General features: G+C 70.3%; 23 protein-coding genes. 5 read left to right on the forward strand and 18 right to left on the reverse strand.

Annotated features, from left to right (window positions below):
• Positions 1 to 11: 11 nt before the first annotated feature.
• The 6 genes from ACO0E1_RS06935 to ACO0E1_RS06960 form a co-directional block, all read right to left on the reverse strand.
• On the reverse strand, positions 12 to 1,133 hold the full coding sequence (locus ACO0E1_RS06935; protein WP_422873530.1) for a GuaB3 family IMP dehydrogenase-related protein: 1,122 nt from the start codon (positions 1,131 to 1,133) through the stop codon (positions 12 to 14).
• A gap of 20 nt (positions 1,134 to 1,153) precedes the next feature.
• The gene (locus ACO0E1_RS06940) at positions 1,154 to 1,330 is read right to left on the reverse strand and encodes a hypothetical protein (RefSeq protein WP_422873531.1); all 177 of its coding nucleotides are present in this window, start codon (positions 1,328 to 1,330) and stop codon (positions 1,154 to 1,156) included.
• Positions 1,331 to 1,476: 146 nt separating this feature from the next.
• Entirely contained in the window at positions 1,477 to 2,202 is a 726-nt protein-coding gene (locus tag ACO0E1_RS06945) for an ABC transporter ATP-binding protein (RefSeq protein ID WP_281267638.1), read from the reverse strand.
• 125 nt (positions 2,203 to 2,327) lie between these two features.
• Positions 2,328 to 3,353 (reverse strand): ABC transporter ATP-binding protein, encoded by a 1,026-nt coding sequence (locus ACO0E1_RS06950; protein WP_422873532.1) that lies wholly within the window; start codon positions 3,351 to 3,353, stop codon positions 2,328 to 2,330.
• Positions 3,346 to 4,332 (reverse strand): branched-chain amino acid ABC transporter permease, encoded by a 987-nt coding sequence (locus ACO0E1_RS06955; RefSeq protein ID WP_422873533.1) that lies wholly within the window; start codon positions 4,330 to 4,332, stop codon positions 3,346 to 3,348. Before ACO0E1_RS06955 ends, ACO0E1_RS06950 begins: the two co-directional genes overlap by 8 nt.
• 12 nt (positions 4,333 to 4,344) lie before the next feature.
• Entirely contained in the window at positions 4,345 to 5,697 is a 1,353-nt protein-coding gene (locus ACO0E1_RS06960) for a branched-chain amino acid ABC transporter permease (RefSeq protein WP_422873783.1), read from the reverse strand.
• A 342-nt stretch (positions 5,698 to 6,039) separates the two neighbouring features.
• Here ACO0E1_RS06960 and guaB point away from each other — a divergent pair, with 342 nt between their 5' ends.
• Together guaB and ACO0E1_RS06970 are read left to right on the forward strand one after the other, a co-directional pair.
• Positions 6,040 to 7,542 (forward strand): IMP dehydrogenase, encoded by a 1,503-nt coding sequence (guaB, locus tag ACO0E1_RS06965; RefSeq protein ID WP_422873534.1) that lies wholly within the window; start codon positions 6,040 to 6,042, stop codon positions 7,540 to 7,542.
• Positions 7,543 to 7,775: 233 nt separating this feature from the next.
• Positions 7,776 to 9,104, forward strand: a complete 1,329-nt coding sequence (locus ACO0E1_RS06970) for an ABC transporter substrate-binding protein (RefSeq protein ID WP_422873535.1) — start codon at positions 7,776 to 7,778, stop codon at positions 9,102 to 9,104.
• A gap of 121 nt (positions 9,105 to 9,225) precedes the next feature.
• Here the strand turns inward: ACO0E1_RS06970 and rarD are convergent, their stop codons facing one another.
• Together rarD and groES are read right to left on the reverse strand one after the other, a co-directional pair.
• Positions 9,226 to 10,167: an EamA family transporter RarD gene (rarD, locus tag ACO0E1_RS06975; RefSeq protein WP_422873536.1), complete on the reverse strand. Its 942-nt coding sequence runs from the start codon at positions 10,165 to 10,167 to the stop codon at positions 9,226 to 9,228.
• Positions 10,168 to 10,282: 115 nt separating this feature from the next.
• Positions 10,283 to 10,579, reverse strand: coding sequence for a co-chaperone GroES (gene groES / locus ACO0E1_RS06980; RefSeq protein ID WP_056121496.1), 297 nt, complete (start codon positions 10,577 to 10,579; stop codon positions 10,283 to 10,285).
• Positions 10,580 to 10,726: 147 nt separating this feature from the next.
• On the opposite strand from groES, the gene ACO0E1_RS06985 reads away from it, so the two are divergent.
• Positions 10,727 to 11,920: a class I SAM-dependent methyltransferase gene (locus tag ACO0E1_RS06985; protein ID WP_422873537.1), complete on the forward strand. Its 1,194-nt coding sequence runs from the start codon at positions 10,727 to 10,729 to the stop codon at positions 11,918 to 11,920.
• On the opposite strand, the gene ACO0E1_RS06990 is transcribed toward ACO0E1_RS06985, so the two are convergent.
• The 4 genes from ACO0E1_RS06990 to tsaB all read right to left on the reverse strand — a co-directional run bounded on the left by ACO0E1_RS06990 (position 11,913) and on the right by tsaB (position 14,970).
• The gene (locus ACO0E1_RS06990; protein WP_422873538.1) at positions 11,913 to 12,710 is read right to left on the reverse strand and encodes a DUF4190 domain-containing protein; all 798 of its coding nucleotides are present in this window, start codon (positions 12,708 to 12,710) and stop codon (positions 11,913 to 11,915) included. The two genes, ACO0E1_RS06985 and ACO0E1_RS06990, sit on opposite strands and share 8 nt — an antisense overlap.
• A gap of 67 nt (positions 12,711 to 12,777) precedes the next feature.
• Entirely contained in the window at positions 12,778 to 13,827 is a 1,050-nt protein-coding gene (gene tsaD / locus ACO0E1_RS06995) for a tRNA (adenosine(37)-N6)-threonylcarbamoyltransferase complex transferase subunit TsaD (protein ID WP_422873539.1), read from the reverse strand.
• Complete coding sequence (gene rimI / locus ACO0E1_RS07000) at positions 13,820 to 14,365, reverse strand: ribosomal protein S18-alanine N-acetyltransferase (protein ID WP_422873540.1); 546 nt, start codon at positions 14,363 to 14,365, stop codon at positions 13,820 to 13,822. The genes tsaD and rimI overlap by 8 nt, the downstream gene beginning before the upstream one ends.
• Complete coding sequence (gene tsaB / locus ACO0E1_RS07005; RefSeq protein WP_422873541.1) at positions 14,362 to 14,970, reverse strand: tRNA (adenosine(37)-N6)-threonylcarbamoyltransferase complex dimerization subunit type 1 TsaB; 609 nt, start codon at positions 14,968 to 14,970, stop codon at positions 14,362 to 14,364. The genes rimI and tsaB overlap by 4 nt, the downstream gene beginning before the upstream one ends.
• A 166-nt stretch (positions 14,971 to 15,136) precedes the next feature.
• On the opposite strand from tsaB, the gene ACO0E1_RS07010 reads away from it, so the two are divergent.
• A complete protein-coding gene (locus tag ACO0E1_RS07010) occupies positions 15,137 to 15,877 on the forward strand; it encodes a glycoside hydrolase family 16 protein (protein WP_422873542.1) in 741 nt (246 codons plus the stop codon).
• On the opposite strand, the gene ACO0E1_RS07015 is transcribed toward ACO0E1_RS07010, so the two are convergent.
• The 6 genes from ACO0E1_RS07015 to glmS all read right to left on the reverse strand — a co-directional run bounded on the left by ACO0E1_RS07015 (position 15,865) and on the right by glmS (position 21,632).
• A complete protein-coding gene (locus ACO0E1_RS07015; protein ID WP_422873543.1) occupies positions 15,865 to 16,569 on the reverse strand; it encodes an SGNH/GDSL hydrolase family protein in 705 nt (234 codons plus the stop codon). The two genes, ACO0E1_RS07010 and ACO0E1_RS07015, sit on opposite strands and share 13 nt — an antisense overlap.
• Before the next feature lie 76 nt (positions 16,570 to 16,645).
• Positions 16,646 to 17,098, reverse strand: coding sequence for a tRNA (adenosine(37)-N6)-threonylcarbamoyltransferase complex ATPase subunit type 1 TsaE (gene tsaE, locus ACO0E1_RS07020; protein WP_422873784.1), 453 nt, complete (start codon positions 17,096 to 17,098; stop codon positions 16,646 to 16,648).
• 38 nt (positions 17,099 to 17,136) lie between these two features.
• Positions 17,137 to 18,300: an alanine racemase gene (gene alr / locus ACO0E1_RS07025; protein WP_422873544.1), complete on the reverse strand. Its 1,164-nt coding sequence runs from the start codon at positions 18,298 to 18,300 to the stop codon at positions 17,137 to 17,139.
• Positions 18,297 to 19,400 (reverse strand): alanine racemase, encoded by a 1,104-nt coding sequence (gene alr / locus ACO0E1_RS07030; RefSeq protein WP_422873545.1) that lies wholly within the window; start codon positions 19,398 to 19,400, stop codon positions 18,297 to 18,299. The genes alr (ACO0E1_RS07025) and alr (ACO0E1_RS07030) overlap by 4 nt, the downstream gene beginning before the upstream one ends.
• Positions 19,397 to 19,777: a holo-ACP synthase gene (locus ACO0E1_RS07035; RefSeq protein WP_422873546.1), complete on the reverse strand. Its 381-nt coding sequence runs from the start codon at positions 19,775 to 19,777 to the stop codon at positions 19,397 to 19,399. Before ACO0E1_RS07035 ends, alr (ACO0E1_RS07030) begins: the two co-directional genes overlap by 4 nt.
• A 7-nt stretch (positions 19,778 to 19,784) precedes the next feature.
• Positions 19,785 to 21,632, reverse strand: coding sequence for a glutamine--fructose-6-phosphate transaminase (isomerizing) (gene glmS / locus ACO0E1_RS07040; RefSeq protein WP_422873547.1), 1,848 nt, complete (start codon positions 21,630 to 21,632; stop codon positions 19,785 to 19,787).
• A gap of 72 nt (positions 21,633 to 21,704) precedes the next feature.
• Here glmS and ACO0E1_RS07045 point away from each other — a divergent pair, with 72 nt between their 5' ends.
• Positions 21,705 to 22,190, forward strand: coding sequence for a glutathione peroxidase (locus ACO0E1_RS07045; protein WP_422873548.1), 486 nt, complete (start codon positions 21,705 to 21,707; stop codon positions 22,188 to 22,190).
• Positions 22,191 to 22,284: the final 94 nt, after the last annotated feature.

Raw genomic sequence — 22,284 nt, forward strand, 5'->3', positions numbered from 1 at the left:
GGGTGCCACCGTCACTGCTGGTGGTACGGCGCCACGACCACTTCTACTCGCTGGAACTCCTTGACGTCGGAGTAACCGGTCGTCGCCATCGAGCGACGCAGCGCGCCGACGATGTTCGCCCGGCCGTCCCACGTCGGGGTCGGGCCGTTCAGGATGTTCTCGAGCGGGGCGATCGTGCCGACCTCGACACGGCGGCCCCGCGGCAGCTCCGGGTGGTGCGCCTCGGCGCCCCAGTGGAACCCACCGCCGGGCGCTTCGGTCGCACGCGCGAGCGCCGTGCCGAGCATGACGGCGTCGGCACCCATCGCGATCGCCTTGACGACGTCGCCGGCGGTGTCGAGGCCGCCGTCCGCGATGACGTGCACGTAGCGGCCACCCGACTCGTCCATGTAGTCACGACGGGCGCCGGCGATGTCGGCGACCGCGGTGGCCATCGGCGCGTGGATGCCCAGCGCGGCTCGCGTGGTCGAGGCAGCGCCGCCACCGAACCCGACGAGCACACCGGCGGCACCGGTGCGCATGAGGTGCAGGGCGGCCGTGTAGGTCGACGCGCCGCCGACGATCACGGGGACGTCGAGCTCGTAGATGAACTTCTTGAGGTTGAGGGGCTCGGTGCTCTGCGACACGTGCTCCGCCGACACGGTGGTGCCGCGGATGACGAACAGGTCGACACCGGCGTCGACGACGGTCTGCGAGAACTCCTGCGTGCGCTGCGGGCTGAGCGACCCGGCGACCGGGACCCCGGCGGCGCGGATCTCGGCGAGCCGCGCGGTGATGAGCTCGGCCTTGACCGGCTCGGCGTAGATCTCCTGCATGCGCTTCGTGACGTTGCCGTCGGTGAGCGCCCGGATCTCGGCGTAGTAGGGCTCCGGGTCCGAGTACCGGGTCCAGAGCCCTTCGAGGTCGAGGACACCGAGGATCCCGGCCTTGCCCATCTGGATCACCGTCGCCGGCGAGGCGACGGAGTCCATCGGTGCGGCGAGGATCGGCGCTTCGAACGTGAAGGCGTCGATCGACCACTGCACGTTCACGTCACGCGGGTCACGCGTGCGCCGCGAGGGGACCACCGCGATGTCGTCGAACGCGTACGCCCGACGTCCGCGCTTGCCTGCACCGATCTCGACTTCACTCACCCGGCAAGCCTACCGGTGGCCTACCGCGAGCGTCGTCGGCGCAGCATGCGGAGCGTCAGGCCGAGTGCGAGCGCCAGGACGATGAGCACGACGAGCAGCGCCGCCGCGACCTTCACGAGCAGTGCGGCACCGACGAAGAGCACAGCGAAGACGACCCAGACCAGGATGTCCATCGCGATGCTCGAGACGCGTTCCACCTGCGGAACGCTACCCGCCTGGCGGGGCCGAGCCGAGCCTCCAGGCTGGGAGAGGGGCCGTGCGGCGCAGAAGCGACTTCGCACGACCCCTCTCGGTTGCCGGTACCGCCCCCACAGCGGCACCGGCAGGTCGACCCCGACTCGCGCTAGCGAGCGGCGTCGACGTCCTTCGCGAGCGTCCCCAGGTAGAGCTCGATGACCTTCGGATCGTCGGCGAGCTCACGCCCGGTGCCCGAGTACGCGTTCTTCCCCTGGTCGAGCACGTACCCACGATCGCAGATCTGCAGACAGCGTCGCGCGTTCTGCTCCACCATGATGATCGACACTCCGGCCTTGTTGATCCGGCGTGTGCGGATGAACGTCTCGTCCTGGCGCACCGGGGACAGCCCGGCGGACGGCTCGTCGAGCAGCAGCACCTTCGGGTCCATCATCAGCGCCCTGGCCATCGCCACCGACTGCCGCTCGCCACCGGAGAGCGATCCTGCGCGCTGGCCACGACGCTGGCCGAGCACCGGGAACAGGTCGTAGATGACCTCGAGCCGCTCGGCGAACTTCCGCGGCCGCAGGTAGAGCCCCATCTGCAGGTTCTCCTCGATGGAGAGCGACGGGAACACGTTGTTCGTCTGCGGCACGAACCCGACGCCCGCCTGCACGAGCTTGTTCGCCTTCATGTTGGTGATGTCCTCGCCCTGCAGGGTCACCGACCCGTCGCGGACGGACACGAGCCCGAACAGCGCCTTGAGGAGCGTCGACTTGCCTGCCCCGTTCGGGCCGATGATGCCGATGAGCTCACCCGGGTAGCAGTCCAGGTCGCAGCCGTTCAGGATGTTCACCCCCGGCAGGTACCCGGCGACCAGGCCGCTGGCCCGCATCACCGGTTCCAGCGTGGCCGTCCCGGTCCCGCCGGTCTGCGCTCCACCGGTCTGGGCTCCGCCGGTCTGGGCTCCGCCGGTCGGACTGGAGGCACGGGTCGCTTCCGCCCCGTTCGTCGCGTCGGTCATCGGGTCGCCTTCCCGTCGTCGGCGGGGTCCGCCGTGCTGTCTGCTGTCTCGTCCGTCGCTGGTGCCGTCGCCGCGGGCGGCGCCGGCGCGTCCGCCGCCGGCGCCGTGTGCGCAGCGCCGTCGGCGTCTTCCTCGGCGACCTCCTCGGCGAGTTCCTCGTAGGTCTCCTCGGTGAGGAGCGAGTCGTCACCGAGGTCGGTGTCGTGGTGCGCCCCGAGGTACGCGTCGATGACCGCCTGGTCGTCCATCACCGTGCCGGCAGGGCCCTCGGCGACGACGCGCCCCTCGGCCATGACGACCACCCAGTCCGAGATGTGCCGGACCATGTGCATGTCGTGCTCGACGAACAGCACGGTCATGCCGTCGTCGCGGAGGGACTGGATGTGCCCGAGCAGCGACTGGGTGAGCGCCGGGTTCACGCCGGCCATCGGTTCGTCGAGCATGATCATCGTCGGGTCGGACATCAGTGCCCTGGCCATCTCGAGGAGCTTCCGCTGGCCGCCCGAGAGCGATCCCGCGTAGTCGTCCTTCTTCTCCAGCAGCTTGAACCGCGCGAGGAGTTCCTCGGCCTTCGCGGTGATCTCCCGCTCGCGGGGTCGCCAGACCGGTGCGATCAGCGCGGCGAAGAAGTTCTCGCCGGGTTGGTCCTTCGCACCGAGCAGCATGTTCTGCATCACCGTGAGCCGCGACAGCGCCTTGGTGAGCTGGAACGTCCGGACCATGCCGGCGCGGGCCACCTTGGCGGCGCCGGTGTTGCCGAGGGTCGTGCCGTTGAAGACCCAGCTCGCGTCCTTGCCGCTCGAGGGCTTGTCGAACCCGGTGAGGAGGTTGAAGAACGTCGTCTTGCCGGCGCCGTTCGGCCCGATCAACGCGGTGATCGATCCGCGCTGGACCTCGAGGTGGTCGACGTCGACGGCGGTCATGCCGCCGAACTTCCTGGTGATGTTGTCGACGGTGAGGATGGCGTCGGGCTTCGCGGCGCCCGGCGTGTGCGCGACGGCGCTCGTGGAGGTCTCAGACACTGAACGTCAGCTCCTTCTTGTTCCCGAGGAGTCCCTGTGGACGGAAGACGATGAGCAGCATGAGCGCGACGCCGACGAGCACGTAGGAGAACTGCTCCGCCTGCTGCGAGTTCATGATCGAGTTGGGGATGAAGTCGCTCGCGAGCGTCCTGATCGCGAGCCGCACGACGAAGAACAGCACCGAGCCGAGGACCGGCCCGAACACCGTCGCCGCGCCGCCGAGGATCAGCGCGGTCCAGATGAAGAACGTCATCGAGCGACCCATCGCGTCCGGTTGCACCGAGCTCGGCAGGACGTAGACGACCCCGGCGAGCGCTCCGAGTGCACCACCGAAGACGAGCGCCTGCATCTTGTACGAGTACACGCTCTTGCCGAGGGAGCGCACCGCGTCCTCGTCCTCACGGATGGCCTTCACGACGCGACCCCACGGGCTGCGCATGAGCAGGAAGAGCACGAGCGTGAAGAGGGCGACGAGCCCCCACCCGACGATGCGGATCCACCAGCCGTTCACGCCGTTGTTCGAGTACGTGAACCACAGGATCGTGGTCGTGCCGTCCGGCAGGAAGCTCAGCGCGTTGAACGGGTCGCGGTAGGCCGATCCGGCGATGCCGTTCGAACCGCCCGTCGTCGTCGTGAGGAGACTCGACCTGCCGACCATGCGGATGATCTCCGCGCCGGAGATCGTCACGATCGCCAGGTAGTCGCCCCGCAACCGGAGTGTCGGGATGCCGAGGATGATCGCGAAGACGATCGCCACGAGCAGCGCGACGAGGACCGCCATCCCGAACGGCAGCCCGTTCGTGATCGAGATCGCGAAGCCGTAGGCGCCGAGCAGCAGGAACGCCGCCTGCCCCATGTTGACGAGCCCGGTGAGCCCGAAGTGCACGTTCAGCCCGATCGCGGCGAGCGCGAACGCTGCCGTGGTGGGCGCGAGGGCCTCCTGCGTCAGTGCGCTGAGGAGGTTGACGATGTAGTCCATGACGGCGCTCCCTTAACCGATCCGCTCGGCGCGACCGAAGATGCCCTGCGGCCGGAACAGCAGGATGAGGATGAGGATGACGAGTGCCGTGGCGTACTTGAAGTCGCCGGGCAGCACCAGGTTCGTGAGCTCGACGACGACGCCGATGATCATCGACCCGACGAGCGCGCCGTAGGCCGTGCCGAGACCGCCGAGGGTCACCGCGGCGAACATGAGCAGGAGCAGCTGCAGGCCGGTCTGCCAGTTCACGCCGTTGAGCACGAGCCCGAGCATGACGCCGGACAGTCCGGCGAGACCCGCGGCGAGCGTCCACACGAACCGGATCACCCGGTCGACGTCGATGCCGGACGCCGACGCGAGCGCCGGGTTGTCGGACACCGCCCGGGTGGCACGGCCGAACCGGGTCTTCGCCAGGAACAGCCCGGTCGCGACGAGCACCACGAGCGCGATGCCCATCGCCACGTAGGACTGCACCGTCAGCGTCACCCCGGCGAACGTCACCGTCGCGGGGTTGCTCTGCTGGATGCGGACCGTCGAGGCCCCGAAGAAGTACTGGAACGCGTACTGCGCCGCGATCGACAGACCGATCGTCACGATCATCAGCTGCGTGAGGCTGATCCGTCGGCGCCGCAGCGGTTTCCAGATGACCATGTCCTGGAGGTACCCGGTCGCCGCGCAGAGGGCCACGACGATGACGCCGACGACCCAGACGTTCATGCCGAGCTGGTTCGCGAACACGTAGGCGAGAAGCCCACCGAGGGTCACCTGCTCACCGTGCGAGAAGCTCGACAGGCCCGTCGTGCCGTAGATCAGCGAGAGGCCGATCGACGCGAGCGCGAGGAGCAGCCCGAGCCGGATGCCGGAGACGAACTGCTGCCAGGCCCGAGCCGCTGTGACGCTCGTCGAGGCGTCGCTCGTCGTCGCACCCTGCTGGTCGGACAGCTGGAAGATCTGCCCCGCGTTGGCGTTGAGGTTCGCCTGCACGGTGCGCTTCGCGTCGGCCGCGTTCGTCAGGAACTGTCCCTTCGGCAGCGTGTCCTGGTCGACGGTCACCGAGTACTGGCCGGCGGCCGGGACGCTGACGGACCAGCGGCCGGCGTCGGTCGTGGTCGACGTCGCGGTGAAGCCGCTCGGGCCGGCCACGTCGACGTCCACGCCCTCGGCCGGCTTCCGCTCGGAGTCGAGGATGGTGCCCTGGATGCAGCCGTTGGTCGGGCTGACGGTGCACGGCTGGGTGCTGGACGGTGCGGTGCTGGCGGACGCGCTGGGGGTCGCGCTCGCCGTGGCCGCGGTCGTGGCTCCCTGTGCGGGGAGGGTCACGGCCCAGTCGACGAAGAAGGTCGCCAGGAAGGCCGCGACGAGCACGACGACGAGCACCAGTCGGCGACGACCTGGCGCACCGGGGCGGAATCGGCGCAGCAGCGCAGATCCCGCAGGAGTGATGGATCCCACGGAAGAGCCTCTCGTTCGGATGCCGAGGAACCTATGGGGATTTTGTGTCACCCGTGTTTCCATCTCGTTCCCTGTGGAATTCGTGCCGGAACTGTGATGCTGTGCAGGGACCTCCGAGGCGGGCCCGCACCGAGCCTCCAGGCCCGCGCCCATCCGGAATGCGCGGTCCGTCGCGCGCGTTAGCATGGTCTATCCGGAACCCACAGCTGCGTTCCCGGTGTCTGAAACCACTTCACTCGCCCACGAAGGGGACCCATGGACCAGCCGGATCCGTTCGGATTCATCGGACTCACGTACGACGACGTCATGCTCCTGCCGGGGTACACCGACGTCATCCCGAGCGAGGCGTCGACCGCGTCCCGGCTCACCAAGCGGATCACGGTCAACGTCCCGCTGCTCTCCGCGGCGATGGACACCGTCACCGAGGCACGCATGGCGATCGCCATGGCGCGCCAGGGCGGCATCGGCATCCTGCACCGCAACATGTCGATCGCCGACCAGGCCGCTGCGGTCGACAAGGTCAAGCGCTCCGAGTCGGGCATGATCACCAACCCGGTGACCACCAACCCGGACGCCACCGTCGCCGAGGTGGATGCGCTCTGTGGACAGTTCCGCGTCTCCGGCCTCCCCGTGGTGGAGGGCGACGGCACCCTCGTCGGGATCATCACCAACCGTGACATGCGGTTCGTGGCGCCGTTCGAGCAGCAGTCCACGCTCGTGCGCGACGTCATGACCAAGGCGCCGCTCATCACCGCGCAGGTCGGCATCGACCCGGACGACGCCGTCGCGATCTTCGCCCAGCACAAGATCGAGAAGCTCCCGCTCGTCGACGCCGACGGCAAGCTCCGCGGGCTCATCACCGTCAAGGACTTCGACAAGAGCGAGAAGTACCCGGACGCCACGAAGGACGACGCCGGTCGGCTGCGCGTCGGTGCGGCGATCGGCTTCTTCGGTGACGCCTGGCAGCGGGCGACCGCCCTGCTCGAGGCTGGCGTGGACGTGCTCGTCGTCGACACCGCGAACGGCCACAGCGCCGGCGTGCTCGACATGGTCCGTCGCCTCAAGGCCGACCCCGCGTTCGACGGTGTGGACATCATCGGCGGCCAGGCAGCCACCCGCGAAGGGGCGCAGGCGCTCATCGACGCCGGCGTGGACGCCGTCAAGGTCGGTGTCGGCCCCGGCTCCATCTGCACCACCCGCGTCGTCGCCGGCGTCGGCGTGCCGCAGGTCACCGCGGTCTACGAGGCGTCCCTCGCCGCACGTGAAGCCGGCGTGCCGGTCATCGCCGACGGTGGGCTGCAGTACTCGGGCGACATCGCGAAGGCCCTCGTGGCGGGTGCCGACACCGTGATGCTCGGCTCGCTCCTCGCCGGCACCGACGAGTCCCCCGGCGACCTGGTGTTCGTCGGCGGCAAGCAGTTCAAGGCGTACCGCGGGATGGGCTCCCTCGGCGCGCTGCAGACCCGTGGCAAGAAGACCTCGTACTCGAAGGACCGTTACTTCCAGGCCGACGTCCCCTCCGACGACAAGCTCGTGCCGGAGGGCATCGAGGGTCAGGTGCCGTACCGCGGCTCGGTCGCGAACGTCGTGTACCAGCTCGTCGGCGGGCTCCGGCAGTCGATGTTCTACGTCGGTGGCCGCACGGTCCCCGAGCTCAAGGCGCGCGGCAAGTTCGTCCGCATCACGCCGGCGGGGCTCAAGGAGTCGCACCCGCACGACGTCCAGATGGTCGTCGAGGCGCCGAACTACCGCAGCTGACGCCCCACCCGCCGAAACGCCCCCGTCAGGTCGACGGGGGCGTTTCGCGTTTTCCGCCGCCGCAACCCGAACATCCACTCAGCTTCTGTCACGGCTCGGTAACGAAACAGTTTGCGTACCGCCCCGTCACACGGGCGAAACACCCGGACCCTACTTTTGCTCGCATCCCCACACGGAGGCGTCGCACTCGACCCGATGCGGCTCCGCCTCCGTGCCGAGAAAGGGTTCCACGGATGATCAGAACCACCCGCGTCACCACGGCGCTGGCACTGGCGGGAGCGGCAGCGGTGCTGCTCGCGGCATGCTCCACGGCCGGCAGCGCCGACCCGTCGTCGTCTGCTTCGGCGGCGAAGAAGGACCCCGCGTCGAGCTGCAAGGCACCGTCGTCGCCAGGCACCGATGCGCTGAAGATCGGCACGATCCTGCCGCTCACGGGCTCGCTGGCGTACCTCAACCCGCCCGCCGAATCCGGTGTCGGCCTCGCGGTCGATGACATCAACTCCGCCGGCGGTGTGCTCGACAAGGACGTCACGATCGAGCCGCAGACGGACTCGGGTGACAGCACCGACATGACCGTCTCCAGCTCCGCCGCGACGAAGCTCGTCAACGCGAAGGTCCCGGTCGCGATCGGCGCCGAGTCGTCCTCGGTGACGCTCAACGTGATCGACCAGCTCACGAGCAACTGCATCGTGGAGATCTCGCCGGCCAACACCGCGACCGACCTCTCGGGCTACTCGTCGTACTACTACCGGACCGCTCCGCCGGACTCGGTGCAGGGTTCGGCGCTCGGCCAGCTCATCACGGGCGACGGCAACGCCAAGGTCGCGTTCCTGGTCTTCAACGACACGTACGGCACGGGCCTCCGCAACTCGGTCCAGAAGGCCGTCGAGGCCTCCGGTGGCCAGGTCGTCTACGGCGGCAAGGGCAAGGGCCAGGAGTTCCCGCCCGGACAGACCACGTTCTCGTCCGAGGTGACGGCCGCACTCGCGACCAAGCCCGACGCGATCGTCGTCCTGGCGTTCGACGAGACGAAGTCGATCATCCCCGAGCTGAAGTCGCAGAACGCCGACATGGCGAAGATCTACATGTCGGACGGCAACACGGCGGACTACTCGAAGGACTTCGACCCGGGCACGCTCGAGGGTGCGCAGGGCACGATCCCCGGCGCCTCGCCGAAGGACGAGCTGAAGCAGCGCCTCGTCGACTACTACAAGAAGTCGTCGGGCAAGGACCTCACCGACTACTCGTACGCAGCCGAGTCCTACGACGCCACCACCCTCGCCGCCCTCGCCGCGGTGAAGGGCAAGGGCACCGACTCCGGCACGATCCAGGCCAACATGGCTGCGGTCTCCGGCGCGGACGGCGGCACCGAGTGCTCGACGTTCAAGGACTGCAAGGCACTCCTCGACGACGGCAAGGACATCCACTACACGGGTCCGTCCGGCATCGGTCCGTTCGACAAGAACAACGACCCGTCGACCGCCTACATCGGCATCTACAAGTTCGACGGTGACAACAAGCCGCAGTACCAGAGCGCGATCCAGGGCTCGGTCGCGAAGTAACCGTACCGCCACGAAAGCGACAGTCCCCGGCAGGATTCCTGCCGGGGACTGTCGCTTTCGCAGAACGGCCCGGCAGGACGGCCCGGCAAGCCGGGCGGACGGGAGGCTCGGGGCGCGTCCGTCAGGCGGGTGCGGCCGGCAGGACGGTGCGTCGGGCGCGGCGCGCGGCGGTGAACGAGTCCACGGACAGGATCACGAGGGCGCACCACACGATCCCGAACCCGATCCACCGCGAGGTGCTCATCGCCTCGTGCTGGATGGTCACGCCCACGACGAGCTGCATCACCGGCGTCAGGTACTGCGTCAGCCCGAGTGTCGAGAGCGACAGCCGCCTGGCCGACGACGCGAAGAGCAGCAGCGGGACTGCCGTCGCGGGGCCCGCCCCGATCATGATCAGCGCGTGCACCCAGCCCTCGCCGCCGAACGTGATGCCGCCGCCGATCCCGGTGACGCCGAGCACGACCAACGCGCCGACCGCGAGCGGTGTGAGCCACATCGTCTCGATCGTCAGACCGGACAGCGCGTCCACGGTGCCGCCGACGCGCTTCTTCACCAGGCCGTACAGCCCGAACGAGAACGCCAGCGCGAGCGAGATCCACGGCATCTGGCCGTACCCGACGGCGATGACGACGACGGCCACGACGCTGATGCCGACCGCGGTCCACTGCGCCGGACGGAGGCGTTCGCGGAGCAGCACGACGCCGAGTGCGATCGTCACGAGCGGGTTGATGAAGTACCCGAGCGCAGCCTCGACCGTGTGGCCCGTCGTCGTCGCGATGACGTACACGGTCCAGTTCACGACGATGAGCACCGCGGCGATCGCCATGACGCCCATCACCCGACGCTGGACGAGCAGGGACCGCGTCCGGAGCCACGACCGCGTGACGGCGATCGCGATCACGCAGAACCCCAGCCCGAAGACGATCCGCCAGGCAACGATCTCGAACGCGCCGGCTGGGGCCATCGCCGCGAAGAGCAGCGGCATGAGCCCCCAGAGCCCGTAGGCGACGATCGCCTGCACGACCCCGACGGATGCTTCGCTCCTGGCCACGCGCTCGGTCACGGACCAATGCTACGGACGTGCGCCGACACGACGGACGTCCTCCGAGCCTCCAGGCCGGAACGGCGAACGCCCCGTCAGCCGGGAGCTGACGGGGCGTTCGTTCGTGGAGATGGGTTCAGTGCTCGATGACCGCGAGGACGTCGCGAGCCGAGAGGACCAGGAGGTCCTCGCCCGAGTACTTGACCTCGGTTCCGCCGTACTTCGAGTAGATGACCTTGTCGCCGACGGCGACGTCGAGCGGGACGCGGTTGCCGTTGTCGTCGATGCGACCCGGACCCACGGCCACGACCTCGCCCTCCTGCGGCTTCTCCTTCGCGGTGTCCGGGATGACGAGACCGGAAGCAGTGGTCTGCTCCGCCTCGACCTGACGGATGACGATGCGATCTTCGAGCGGCTTGATGGTGACGGCCACGGTGACCTCTTCTTTCTCGGTACTGACTCGGTACAGATGAAAACCGGTTGGCACTACGCACACGAGAGTGCCAGGTCCAACTGTAGGGGGCCGCTGGCACTCGGTCAATCCGAGTGCCAGCGCATCCGTTGATGACAGGATCGTCTCATGGACGCCGCCGATCTCGCCCAGCTGTTGACCCCGGACGGGATGGCACTGCTCGACCGTACGCCGAGCGTCTCCGACGACGGTGAGATCGTCCGCGTCGTCTCCCGGCTGCGAGCAGAGGGGCACGATCCCGGGCTCGTCGCCGCCGTGCTGACCCAGGCGAAGCTCCGGCAGAAGGCCAGGGGGAAGTTCGGCGACTTCGCGTCGCGGATGCTCTTCACCGAGGCCGGGCTCGAGCAGGCCACCCGGCTGTCCGTCGCTGCCCAGCACGCCGGACGCTTCGCCGCTGCGGGACTCCGTCGCGTGGCGGACCTCGGCTGTGGCATCGGCGGGGACGCGATGGCGATGGCGGCGCTCGACCTCGACGTGACCGCGGTCGACCGCGACGAGGTGACCGCGGCGGTCGCGACGCACAACCTCGCGCTCTGGCCCGATGCCCGCGTGGAGCTCGGGCACGCGGCCTCGTTCGACCTGTCGCGCGTCGACGGCGTCTGGATGGATCCAGCACGTCGGACGACGGGCCACGCGAACACACGGCGCCTCGCCGACCCCGACGACTGGTCGCCGTCGCTGGACACCGTCTTCGCGGCCGCGACGACCACGCCGACCGGGGTGAAGCTCGGCCCCGGGATCGACCGCGACCTCGTCCCGGACACCGCGGAAGCGCAGTGGACGTCCGTCGACCGCGAGGTCGTCGAGCTCGCACTCTGGTTCGGGCCGCTCGCCCGCCCGGGCATCCGGCGCGCGGCCACGGTCATCGGAGCGCACGGCATCGCGGAGCTGACCGCGGCGGACGACTCCGAGGACGAGCCGGTCGGGCCGATCGGCGAGTACCTCTACGAGCCGGACGGGGCCGTCATCCGTGCGCGCCTGATCGGTGACCTGGCGCGGTCGATCGACGGGCACATGCTCTCGGACGGGATCGCCTACGTCACGTCCTCTAGTGCGGTGACGACGCCCTTCGCGCAGGGCTTCCGGGTGCTCGACACGATGCCCCTCGACGTGAAGCAGCTCGCGGCACGCCTCGCAGCGGACGGCATCGGCACGGTGGAGATCAAGAAGCGCGGCGTGGACGTCGACCCCGCCCAGTTCCGGAAGCGACTGCGGCTGCGCGGCGGAGTCGGCCGGGTGACCCTGGTGCTCACCCGGCTCGAGGGCCGCCACACGGCGATCCTCTGCGAGCGCCTCAGCTGATGAACGCGCCGGACGAGCCGTAGTCGTAGTTGTCGTCGTAGTACCCGCCGCCGGAGTGCCCGATCGCGAAGACGACGACCACGATCCAGAGGATCCAGACGCCGGTCATCACCCAGCCGGCGATGATGCCGGTCAGTGCGAGGCCACGGCCCTGCTCGCCGTTCTGCTTGATCTTGCCGAGCGCCACGTGTCCGAGGATCGCACCGGCGGGGCCGAGCAGGATCGCGATGAAGAAGAACGGGATCGCGCCGAGACCGAACACGATCGACAGGATCGCGAGGATGCTCGTCTTCGGGCGCTGCGCGTAGGGCTGGTACCCGGCGTTCGAGTACGCCCCGGCGGGAGCGTAGGGGTTCGCGTAGGGCGCGGAACCGGGAGCGCCCTGCCCGGCGTACGGGGCCGAACCGGGGGCGGACGCGGCGTAGGGGTTCTGCGGTGCGCCGTACCGGGGCTGCTGCGAGGCGCCGTAGGGGTTCTGCTGCTGCGGAGCGCCGTACTGCGGCTGCTGGGGCGCGGCGTACGGGTTCTGCTGCGGAGCGCCGTACTGCGGCTGCTGCGGAGCGTAGGGGTTCGGCTGCTGTGCCGGGTCCTGCTGGGCGTAGGGGTTCGGCCGCTGTGTCGCCGGTTCCTGCGGTGCGTACGGGTTCGGCTGCTGGGTGTCCTGGCCGTACCCGTTCGGCTCCGCCGCCGACCCGGGGGCCGGTGCCGATGCGGTCGGGTCCTGCGACGCCGGCTGCTGCCCGTCCGGCTGCTGTTCGCCCGGCTTCGGCCACTGGTTCTGATCGGACACGTTGCACCCCTCCCGACGACCCGTGCGGCCGTCGCTCCCGATCCTCCCACAAGCGCGGGAGCCGGGCTCAGACCTGGACGGTCGTCACCGGCAGCGTCGAGTCCGCGGCGATGTCGAGGTCGCTCGGCGCGTGCCCCTCGGCGACGAGTCGCGCCCCGATGGCCGCGATCATCGCCCCGTTGTCGGTGCAGAGGTCGAGCGGGGGGATGCGGAGCTCGACCCCGGCCGCAGCGCAGCGCTCGATCGCGACCGCGCGGAGGCGCGCGTTCGCCACGACGCCACCGCCGAGCAGCAGCCGGTCCACCCCGGAGTCACGGCAGGCGTTCAGCGCCTTGGTGACGAGCACGTCGACGACGGCCTCGCGGAACGAGGCGGCGACGTCGGCCACGGGGACCTCGCGCCCCTCGTCGCGGCAGCGCTCGACCCACCGCGCGACGGCGGTCTTCAACCCCGAGAACGAGAAGTCGTAGCGGTGCGCGGCCATGTCCTTCGGAAGGGTCAGTCCCCGCGGGAACCGGATCGCCTTCGGGTCGCCGTCCGCCGCTGCCCGGTCGATCTGCGGCCCGCCCGGGTACGGCAGGCCGAGGAGCCGCGCGACCTTGTCGAAGGCCTCTCCTGCGGCGTCGTCGATGGTCTCGCCGAGGAGCTCGACGTCACCGACGAGATCCCGCACGAGCAGCAGCGACGTGTGCCCGCCGGACACCAGGAGCGCCACGGTCGGCAGCTCGATCGCGCTGCCGTCGGCGCGCAGGACGTCTGCCCCGACGTGCCCGACCAGGTGGTTCACGCCGTAGAGCGGCTTGCCGGTGGCCACGGCGAGCGCCTTCGCCGCACCGACTCCGACCATGAGCGCGCCGGCGAGCCCCGGCCCCGCGGTGACCGCGACGGCGTCGAGCTCGTCGAGCGTGACGCCCGCCTGGGACAGCGCCTGCTCGAGCGTCGGGGTCATCGCCTCGAGGTGCGCACGAGCGGCGACCTCGGGCACGACACCGCCGTAGCGTGCGTGCTCCTCCATGCTCGACGCGATGACGTTGGCGAGCAGGGTGCTCCCCCGCACGATGCCGACCCCTGTCTCGTCGCAGCTCGTCTCGATGCCGAGCACCAGCGGTTCACGCATCGAGCGTCTCCTGTCCGATCGGGCCGGGCCCGTGCCTCGTGGTTGCGGGCGCGAGCGCCGCACGCATCACCCACGCGTCGATGCCGTCCGGCTGGTAGTACCGCGGCCGGGTGGCGATGTGCTCGAACCCGAACGCGGTGTACATCGCCTGCGCGACGGGGTTGTCGGCACGGACCTCGAGGAAGACCTCCTCCACCGCCCGACGGCGTGCCTCGTCGAGGAGCTCGGTGAACAGCGCCCGGCCGATGCCCTTGCCCCGGTGCTCGGCCGACACGGCGATGGTCTGCACGTCGGCGACGGGGTTGCCGGCGAGCGAGGACAGACCCGCGTACCCGACGATCGTCGGAGCGCCCTCGTCGACGGTCTCCACGACGACGTAGTACCCGTGCGGCGAGTACAGCTCGCCGGACATCTGCGACGCCGACCACGCGTCCGTCGGGAACGAGGCGTGCTCGAGCCACATCACGTCGTCGAGGTCCTGCGGGTGGGCGCGCCGCAGGCGCAGCCCGTCGGCCAGACGCCCGCCGGACTCGCTCACTGCTTCACCCGCTTGGGCGCACCCGGCATGGTGACGTCGGGGTCACGGAGGTAGAGGGGCGCGTCGTCGGCGAAGGAACCGCCGGAGGCGAGCCGGTCCGCGGCGAGCGAGCCGAGCCTCCCGGCCGGGATGGTGACGGCGGTGACCCGCCGGAACCGACTGGAGGCTCCCAGCACGTCGTCCAGGTCCGCCGGCTTGGCGAGTCCGGGACCCGCGATCCGCGTGCCGGTCTGGTCGTGGACGCTCCAGTAGACCTCGCGCCGGCGCGCGTCCGTCAGGACGACCAGCGGGCCGTCGTGCTCGGCGGCCACGGCGTCGTGACTGACGAGCGGCAGGAACGGGACACCGCGTGCCGCGGCGAACGTCCGTGCGGCCGCGATGCCGACACGGAGTCCGGTGAACGGACCGGGGCCCATCCCCGCGACGACGCCCGTGACGTCGGCGGCGGTGATCCCCGCGTCCTCGAGCACCCCCTGCAGGAAGGGGCCGATGACCTCGGCGTGCCGGCGGGTGTCCTCGGTGGAGCGTTCGGCGAGCACCTGCCGTGTCTCCGGATCGACGACGGCGACGCTCGTTCCGGCGGACGTGTCGATGGCGAGCAGCACCCGTCCATCGTAGGCGTCGACCGGGCGTCTCACCCTCCCTCTGGGGGCATGCCGCTGCTGTCGGCAGGCTCTCGGCAGCCGACAGGAGTGAATGCGGATCGTTCGGGTCGGTCCGCGCTGTGCGGGCCGTTCGGGTCGGCCCGCACCCCTCAGGGAGTGGAAGCGCATGCAGAACCGCACCACACGGACCGTCCTCGCGGCCGTCGTCCTCACCGCGGCGCTGGTCGCCGTGCCGATCGGCAGCGGGTCCGTCGCCCAGGCCGGCACCACCTCCGGGAAGTTCGTGCAGACGTTCCGCGAGGACTTCTCCACGAAGGCGTCGAAGGGCAAGTTCGCCTCGGTCTACGCGAAGTCCTGGCAGCCGTACCCGGACGGGATGGGCGACGGCATGTACTGGTCCGGCACGCAGATCAGCGCGCACGGCGGGATCATGGACGTGTCGCTCGACGGCAAGCGTGGCGCGGCCGGCACCTTCGGGACGCCGAGCGGCGCGTGGAGCCACGTCGGTGGGAAGTTCACCGTCCGGGCCAGGGCCACCGGTGCCGACGGCAACGGCGCGGCCTTCATCCTGTGGCCGACCTCAAACGTGTGGTCGGAGGGCGAGATCGACTTCCCCGAGGGCAACTACGACACGTCGCCGACGTTCTTCCACCACTCGATGACGCCGGGGAACGAGGTCTCTGCCGTCACGGTGCCCACGAAGCTGTCGTGGCGGGACTGGCACACCTACTCGGTCGAGTGGATCCCCGGGAAGTCCGTGACCTACTCGGTCGACGGGCGCGTGCTGCGGACCGTCACGAAGGACGTCCCGACGACCCCGCACCGGTACATGTTCCAGACCGGCAACTGGGGGAAGTCCGGCCACCTCAACATCGACTGGGTGTCGACCGCCGTCTACAAGCCCTGACGGGGCGCGAGCTGCACGCCGGCCTTCCGCAGGTCCTTCCCGATCGCCGCGGCCAGGACACGCTGCCCGGCGACGGTCGGGTGTTCGCTGTCCGACTGCAGCAGACCGTGCCCGCCGGCGATCGGCTGCCCGATGTCGACGTACTTGCCGTGCACGGCGGTCACCGCGGCCTCGAGCGCGTCGGAGCTCACCGCGACCTCGTCCGGGATGCTCCCGGGTTGGTCCCACAGGGTGCTCAGCCCGACGATCTCGGCGTGCGGGAGCGCCGAGTGGATGTCCTCGATCGTCTCGGAGGTCGCCCGCTGGATGTCCGCGGCGCTCTCGCCCATGTCGTTGTCCGACGACTGCACGATGACGACCGTCGGTTTCGCGGCGACCGCCTTGGACACGAGTCCGTCGTAGTGGGTGTTGCACGCGTCGCCGTCGTTGATGAAGCCGGCACCACTGCACGCGACGTTCGTGACCGCGAAGTGCTCCTTCGCGGCGAGGAGCGTCGGCCACGCCCGGTCCTCGCTGTCCAGGCCGTACCCGGCCATGATCGAGTCGCCGATGGTGGCGACGTGCTGCATGGATGCCGTCGGTGAGGCGGCCCCGGAACTCGACGCCACCGAGCGGATCGAGTTCGCGGCCCCGAGCGCGACGACGGCGACCGCGACCCCGGCGGCGACGAAGAGGACTCGGCGCATCTGCATGCACCCACGGTAGCGACCGTTACCGGATCGTGACCGCTCGGCGCCACAACACGCAGGACCTTCATCAGGTCGCCGGTCAGAGCGTGACGCCCTCCCAGCGTGGGCCCGACGCCGTGACGACGACCCGGCGGGGCTCGTCGGGGACGTCGTCGGGGTCGAGGTCCGCATCGAGCGTCGCAGCACCGGTCGCGCGGACGATCTCGACGTCGAGCACGCTGTCGCTGATGCCGTCGACGAACCCGCGTCCCCATTCGACGACGACGATCGCGCCGTCCCAGTCGAGGTCGAGGTCGTCGAGCTCCAGGGGGTCCGAGAGCCGGTAGGCATCGACGTGCACCAGGTCGGGCCCGGCCGTGGTGGGGTGCGTCCGTGCGAGGACGAAGGTCGGGCTCGACACCTGACCCCGCGCGCCGAGCGCCACCCCGAGGCCGCGCGTGAGGGTCGTCTTGCCGGCGCCGAGCGGTCCGGTCAGCACGACGAGGTCACCGGCGCGCAGGAGCGCGGCGAGCCGGGCGCCGAGTGCGCCCATGTCGTCGGTCCCCGCAACGGTGGTGTCGAGCAGCACGGTCACGCCGGCTCGCCCCGCAGGTACTCGCCCACGCGTCCCTCGACGGAGTGCCCGGAGTAGACGCGCGGCACGCGGGAGCCGATGCGGCAGACGATCTCCTCGCCGATGGTGCCGAGCGCCGCGCCCCACTCGAGCACGGTCGCCTCGTCGCGCTCACCCGTGCCGAAGAGCACCACGGTGTCCCCGGTCCGGACGTCGTCGTCCCCGACGTCGACGAGGAACTGGTCCATCGCGACCCGACCGGCGATCGGGTACCGCTTGCCGGCGATCGTCACCTCGAGCCGCCCCTGCGCCAGCCGCGGGACACCGTCCGCGTAGCCGACCGGCACGAGCGCGAGGGTGGTCTCCGCCGCCGTGCGGTACGTGTAGTCGTAGGACACACCGGTGTCGACCGGCACGCGCTTCGTCTTGGCCACCGAGGCGGTGAGCGTCATCACGGGCTCGAGCCCGAGGTCCGATGCCGAGACGCCGTCCGCCCCGGGGATGCCGAACAGGTTCGCCCCCATCCGGACCATGTCCTTGCGGAACTCCTTGCGCTCGAGTCCGGCGAGCGATGCCGCGACGTGCTCGATCGGGATGTCGAGCCCGAGGTCCTCGGCGCGTTCGACCGCGTCCTCGAAGCGCCCGACGGCGGCGCTGTCGTCGTCCTCCGACGACTCGGCCAGGTGCGTGTACGCGGCGACGACCTCGATGCGCCCGGCGCGCTGTGCGTCCCGTGCGGCCTCGACCAGGGCGGGCCAGTCGTCGACGGATGAACCGTCGCGGTGCAGCCCCGTGTCGAGTCCGAGGTGCACGCGGGCCGGACGCTGGTCGACGGCGTCCACGACGCGCTGCAGCTCGGGGACGTTCGAGACGCCGAGGTCCACGGCGGAGTCGATCGCGTCCCGGAAGTCGAGCGCCGGGTCGTGCTGCCAGGTGAAGAGGTGGACGTCCTCGCCGACGCCGATCGACCGGAGCCGGAGCGCGGCCGGGACGGTGAGGACACCGATCCAGCGGATGCCGGCGTCGACGGCGGCGAGCGCGATCGGTTCGAGGCCGTGCCCGTACGCGTCGGCCTTCATGATCGCCATGACCTCGACGGGGTCCATCCACTCGCGGACCAGGTCGAGGTTGGCGCGGTAGGCGTCGAGGTCGATCTCCGCCTGGCGCAGGGGTGCGCTCACGTCGTCCTCCGTTCGATGCTCCGGCCGAGCCGGGCGACCACCTCGTAGTTGATGGTGCCGACGGCCGCCGCCCAGTCCTCCACCGCGGGGTCGCCGTTCGCCGGGTCGCCCCAGAGCACGACCTCGTCCCCCACGGCGACGTCGGCGTCCCCGATGTCGATGTGCATGGCGTTCATCGCCACGCGGCCGACCACGGGGAACGTCCGGTCGCCGATGCGGACCACGACGTGGTTGCCGAAGGCGCGGTCGATGCCGTCCGCGTAGCCGAGGCCGATCACCGCGAGCCGGGTGTCCGACTCCGCACGCCAGGTGTAGCCGTAGCTGACGCCGTCGCCCGCCGGCACGACGACCGTGCGCAGCACCGACGCGGTCAGGCGCATCGCGGGTCGGAGCCCCAGGTCGGCGGAGGTGCGGTCGGCGAACGGGCTCAGGCCGTAGAGCGCGATCCCCACGCGGGCGAGGTCACGTCGGGTCTCGGGGACGGCGAGGCTCGCGGCGCTGGCTGCCAGGTGGACCATCGGCGGCACGATGCCGACCGCGCCGAGGCCGTCGATCGCGCGCTGGAGGGCGGCGTCCTGGTCGAGGTCGTCGGTGCGGGAGGCGTTCGACAGGTGGGACATCAGCCCCTCGACCCGGGTCCTCGCGCCGTTCCGTGCGAGTCGGCCAGCGGTCTCGAAGAGCTCGGGCCACTCGGACTCGACGGCGCCGTTCCGGCTGAGCCCCGTGTCGACGCAGATGTGTACAGCGGGCACCTCGGAGTCGGCGGCCGCGGCGAGCTGGGACACGCTCGACACCGCGGGGGTGATGCCGTACTGGGCGGCGCGGCGGAAGTCCTCGTCCGGCGCGTGCAACCAGGCGAGGATCCGGACGCCCTCGTCGATGCCGGCCTGCCGGAGCGCGATGCCCTCGTCGATGTCGGCGACGCCGAGCCACTCCGCGCCGGCGTCCACGAACGCCCGGGCGGCGTCAGCCGCGCCGTGTCCGTAGGCGTTCGCCTTGACGACCGCGATGACGCCGGACGGTGCCACCTGTTCGGCGACCGTCGCGTAGTTGGCGATGAGGGCCTCCCGGTCGACCGTGATCCCGGTGAACGCACTCAAGCGGTGTCCCCTGTTCCTTCCAGCACCACGAAGGCCGTGGCGATCCCTCCATCATGGGACAGCGACAGGTGCACGCTCGTGACCCCACGCGCATCGGCCACCTGCCGCGCCTGCTGGTGCAGCGTCAGCGACGGGTTCCGCTGGTCGTCGGAGACGACCTCGAGGTCCTGCCAGCTCAACCCCGCGCTCGACCCGAACGCCTTGATCAGGGCCTCCTTCGCGGCGAACCGCGCCGCGAGCGAGGCGATCGGCCGGGGTTCGCCGTCCCGGAGCAGCTCCCGTGACGTGAACAGGCGCGTGCGCATCGCGGGCGTGCGTTCCAGCACCCGCTCGAACCGCGAGAGGTCGACGACGTCGACCCCGATCCCGATGATCACCGTCCGACTACTCGACGGTGACCGACTTCGCGAGGTTGCGCGGCTGGTCGACGTCGAGGCCCTTGGCCGCGGCGAGTTCCATGCCGAACATGTGCAGCGGCGCGACGGCGAGCAGCGGCTCGAACAGCGGGGTCGCGAGCGGGATGCGCAGGACCTCGTCGGCGAACGGCAGCACCGCGGCGTCGCCCTCTTCGGCGATCGCGATCACCCGGGCACCGCGCGCGCGGATCTCCTGGATGTTCGACACCACCTTCGGGTGCAGCGATCGGGCGTCACGGGGCGACGGCACGATGACGAAGACGATCTGGCCCGGTTCGATGAGCGCGATCGGACCGTGCTTCAACTCACCGGCGGCGAAGCCCTCGGCGTGGATGTACGCGAGCTCCTTGAGCTTCAGCGCGCCCTCGAGCGCGATCGGGTACCCGACGTGGCGACCGAGGAACAGCACGCTCCGGGTGTCGGCCATCCACTTCGCGAGCTCGGCGACCCCGGAGGCGTCCTCGATGGTCTGCTGCAGCTTCGGCGCGAGCGACTCGAGCTCCGCGACTTGCTCGGCGATCTGCTCGGTCGTCAGCGTGCCGCGGAGGGTCGCGAGGTGCAGCCCGAGCAGGTACAGCGCGACGCCCTGCGCGAGGAACGCCTTCGTCGACGCGACCGCGACCTCGGGGCCGGCGTGCGTGTAGATCACGGCGTCGGACTCGCGCGGGATGGTGGCGCCCTGGGTGTTGCAGATCGAGAGGACCTGCGCGCCCTGCTCACGCGCGTACTTGACGGCCATGAGCGTGTCCATCGTCTCGCCGGACTGGCTGATCGAGACGACGAGCGTGCGGTCGTCCAACACCGGGTCGCGGTAGCGGAACTCGTGCGCGAGCTCGACCTCCACCGGGATGCGGGCCCACTGCTCGATGGCGTACTTGCCGAGGATGCCGGCGTACGCGGCGGTGCCGCAGGCGATGACGATGACGCGGTCGACCTGCTGCAGGCGCTCCGCGATCGGGTCGAGGTCGGTGAGCGTCACGGCGCCGTCGTGCACGCGGCCGAGGATCGTGTTCGCGACCGCCTCCGGCTCCTCGCTGATCTCCTTCGCCATGAAGGAGGACCAGCCGCCCTTGTCCGCGGCCGACGCGTCCCAGTTCACCTCGAACTCGTTGCGATCAGCAGGGGTGCCGTCGAAGTGGATGACGTCGACGCCGTCGGGGCGGATCGTGGCGATCTCGTCCTGCCCGATCGACAGCGCGCGCTGCGTGTACGCGACGAACGCGGCGACGTCGGAGCCCATGAAGTTCTCGCCGTCGCCGAGCCCGACCACCAGGGGCGAGTTCCGGCGGGCGCCGACGACGACGCCGGGCTGGTCGGCGTGCACGACGAGGAGCGTGAACGCACCCTCGAGCCGCTGCACGGTCCGCTGCATCGCGGTCGTCAGGTCGCCGGTCTCGCGGAACGCCCGGGCGACGAGGTGCGCCGCGACCTCGGAGTCGGTCTCGCTGAGGAACACGACGCCCTCGGCCGCGAGTTCGTCGCGGAGCGCGGAGAAGTTCTCGATGATGCCGTTGTGGATGAGCGCGAGCTTGCCGTCGTCGGCGAGGTGCGGGTGCGCGTTCTCGTCCGTGGGACCGCCGTGGGTCGCCCAGCGGGTGTGCCCGATGCCCGTCCCGCCGTCGGCGATGGGGTGCTCGTCGAGCTCGTCGACGAGGGCCTGCAGCTTGCCGGCCTTCTTCGCCGAGGACAGGTCGCCTGCCGGGTCGATGACCGCGATGCCGGCCGAGTCGTACCCGCGGTACTCGAGCCGACGGAGTCCACCGAGGAGCACGTCCGTGCTGCTGTTGGTGCCGACGTAGCCCACGATTCCACACATGGGACCGATCCTACGATGCGGCTCGGCCCGCTCCCTGCGAGGCCGCGGATCGTGCGGGATACCGTGATCGTCATGGGACGTTTCGACGCAATCGACATCACGACGCTGCACGGTGAGCACACCACGTTCGGCGCCTACGCGGACAAGGCGGTGCTCGTGGTGAACGTGGCGTCGCGCTGCGGTCTCGCACCGCAGTACGAGCAGCTCGAGGAGCTGCAGAAGACCTACGGCCCGCGGGGCTTCACGGTGCTCGGGTTCCCGAGCAACCAGTTCCTGCAGGAGCTCGGCTCGTCCGAGGCGATCGACGAGTACTGCTCCACCACGTGGGGCGTGACGTTCCCGATGTCCGAGAAGGTCAAGGTGAACGGCGGTGGCGCGCACCCGCTCTACAAGGAGCTCAAGCAGACGCCGGACGCCTCCGGCAAGGCCGGTCGCGTGATCTGGAACTTCGAGAAGTTCCTGGTGGCGCCGGACGGCACCGTCACGCGGTTCCGCCCGACGACGAAGCCGGACGCGCCAGAGGTGATCGCGGCCATCGAGGCGGCCCTGCCCGCCTGAGCCGTCGCGCCGGGCGCGACCACGGCACCAGACGGGAGGCACGGGTCGGCCTGCCAGCGCGCGTCACGCACCACGGGCCTCCCGGCTGGCTACG

The sequence above is a fragment of the Curtobacterium guangdongense genome (genome assembly GCF_049341845.1).
Classification (GTDB): domain Bacteria; phylum Actinomycetota; class Actinomycetes; order Actinomycetales; family Microbacteriaceae; genus Curtobacterium; species Curtobacterium guangdongense.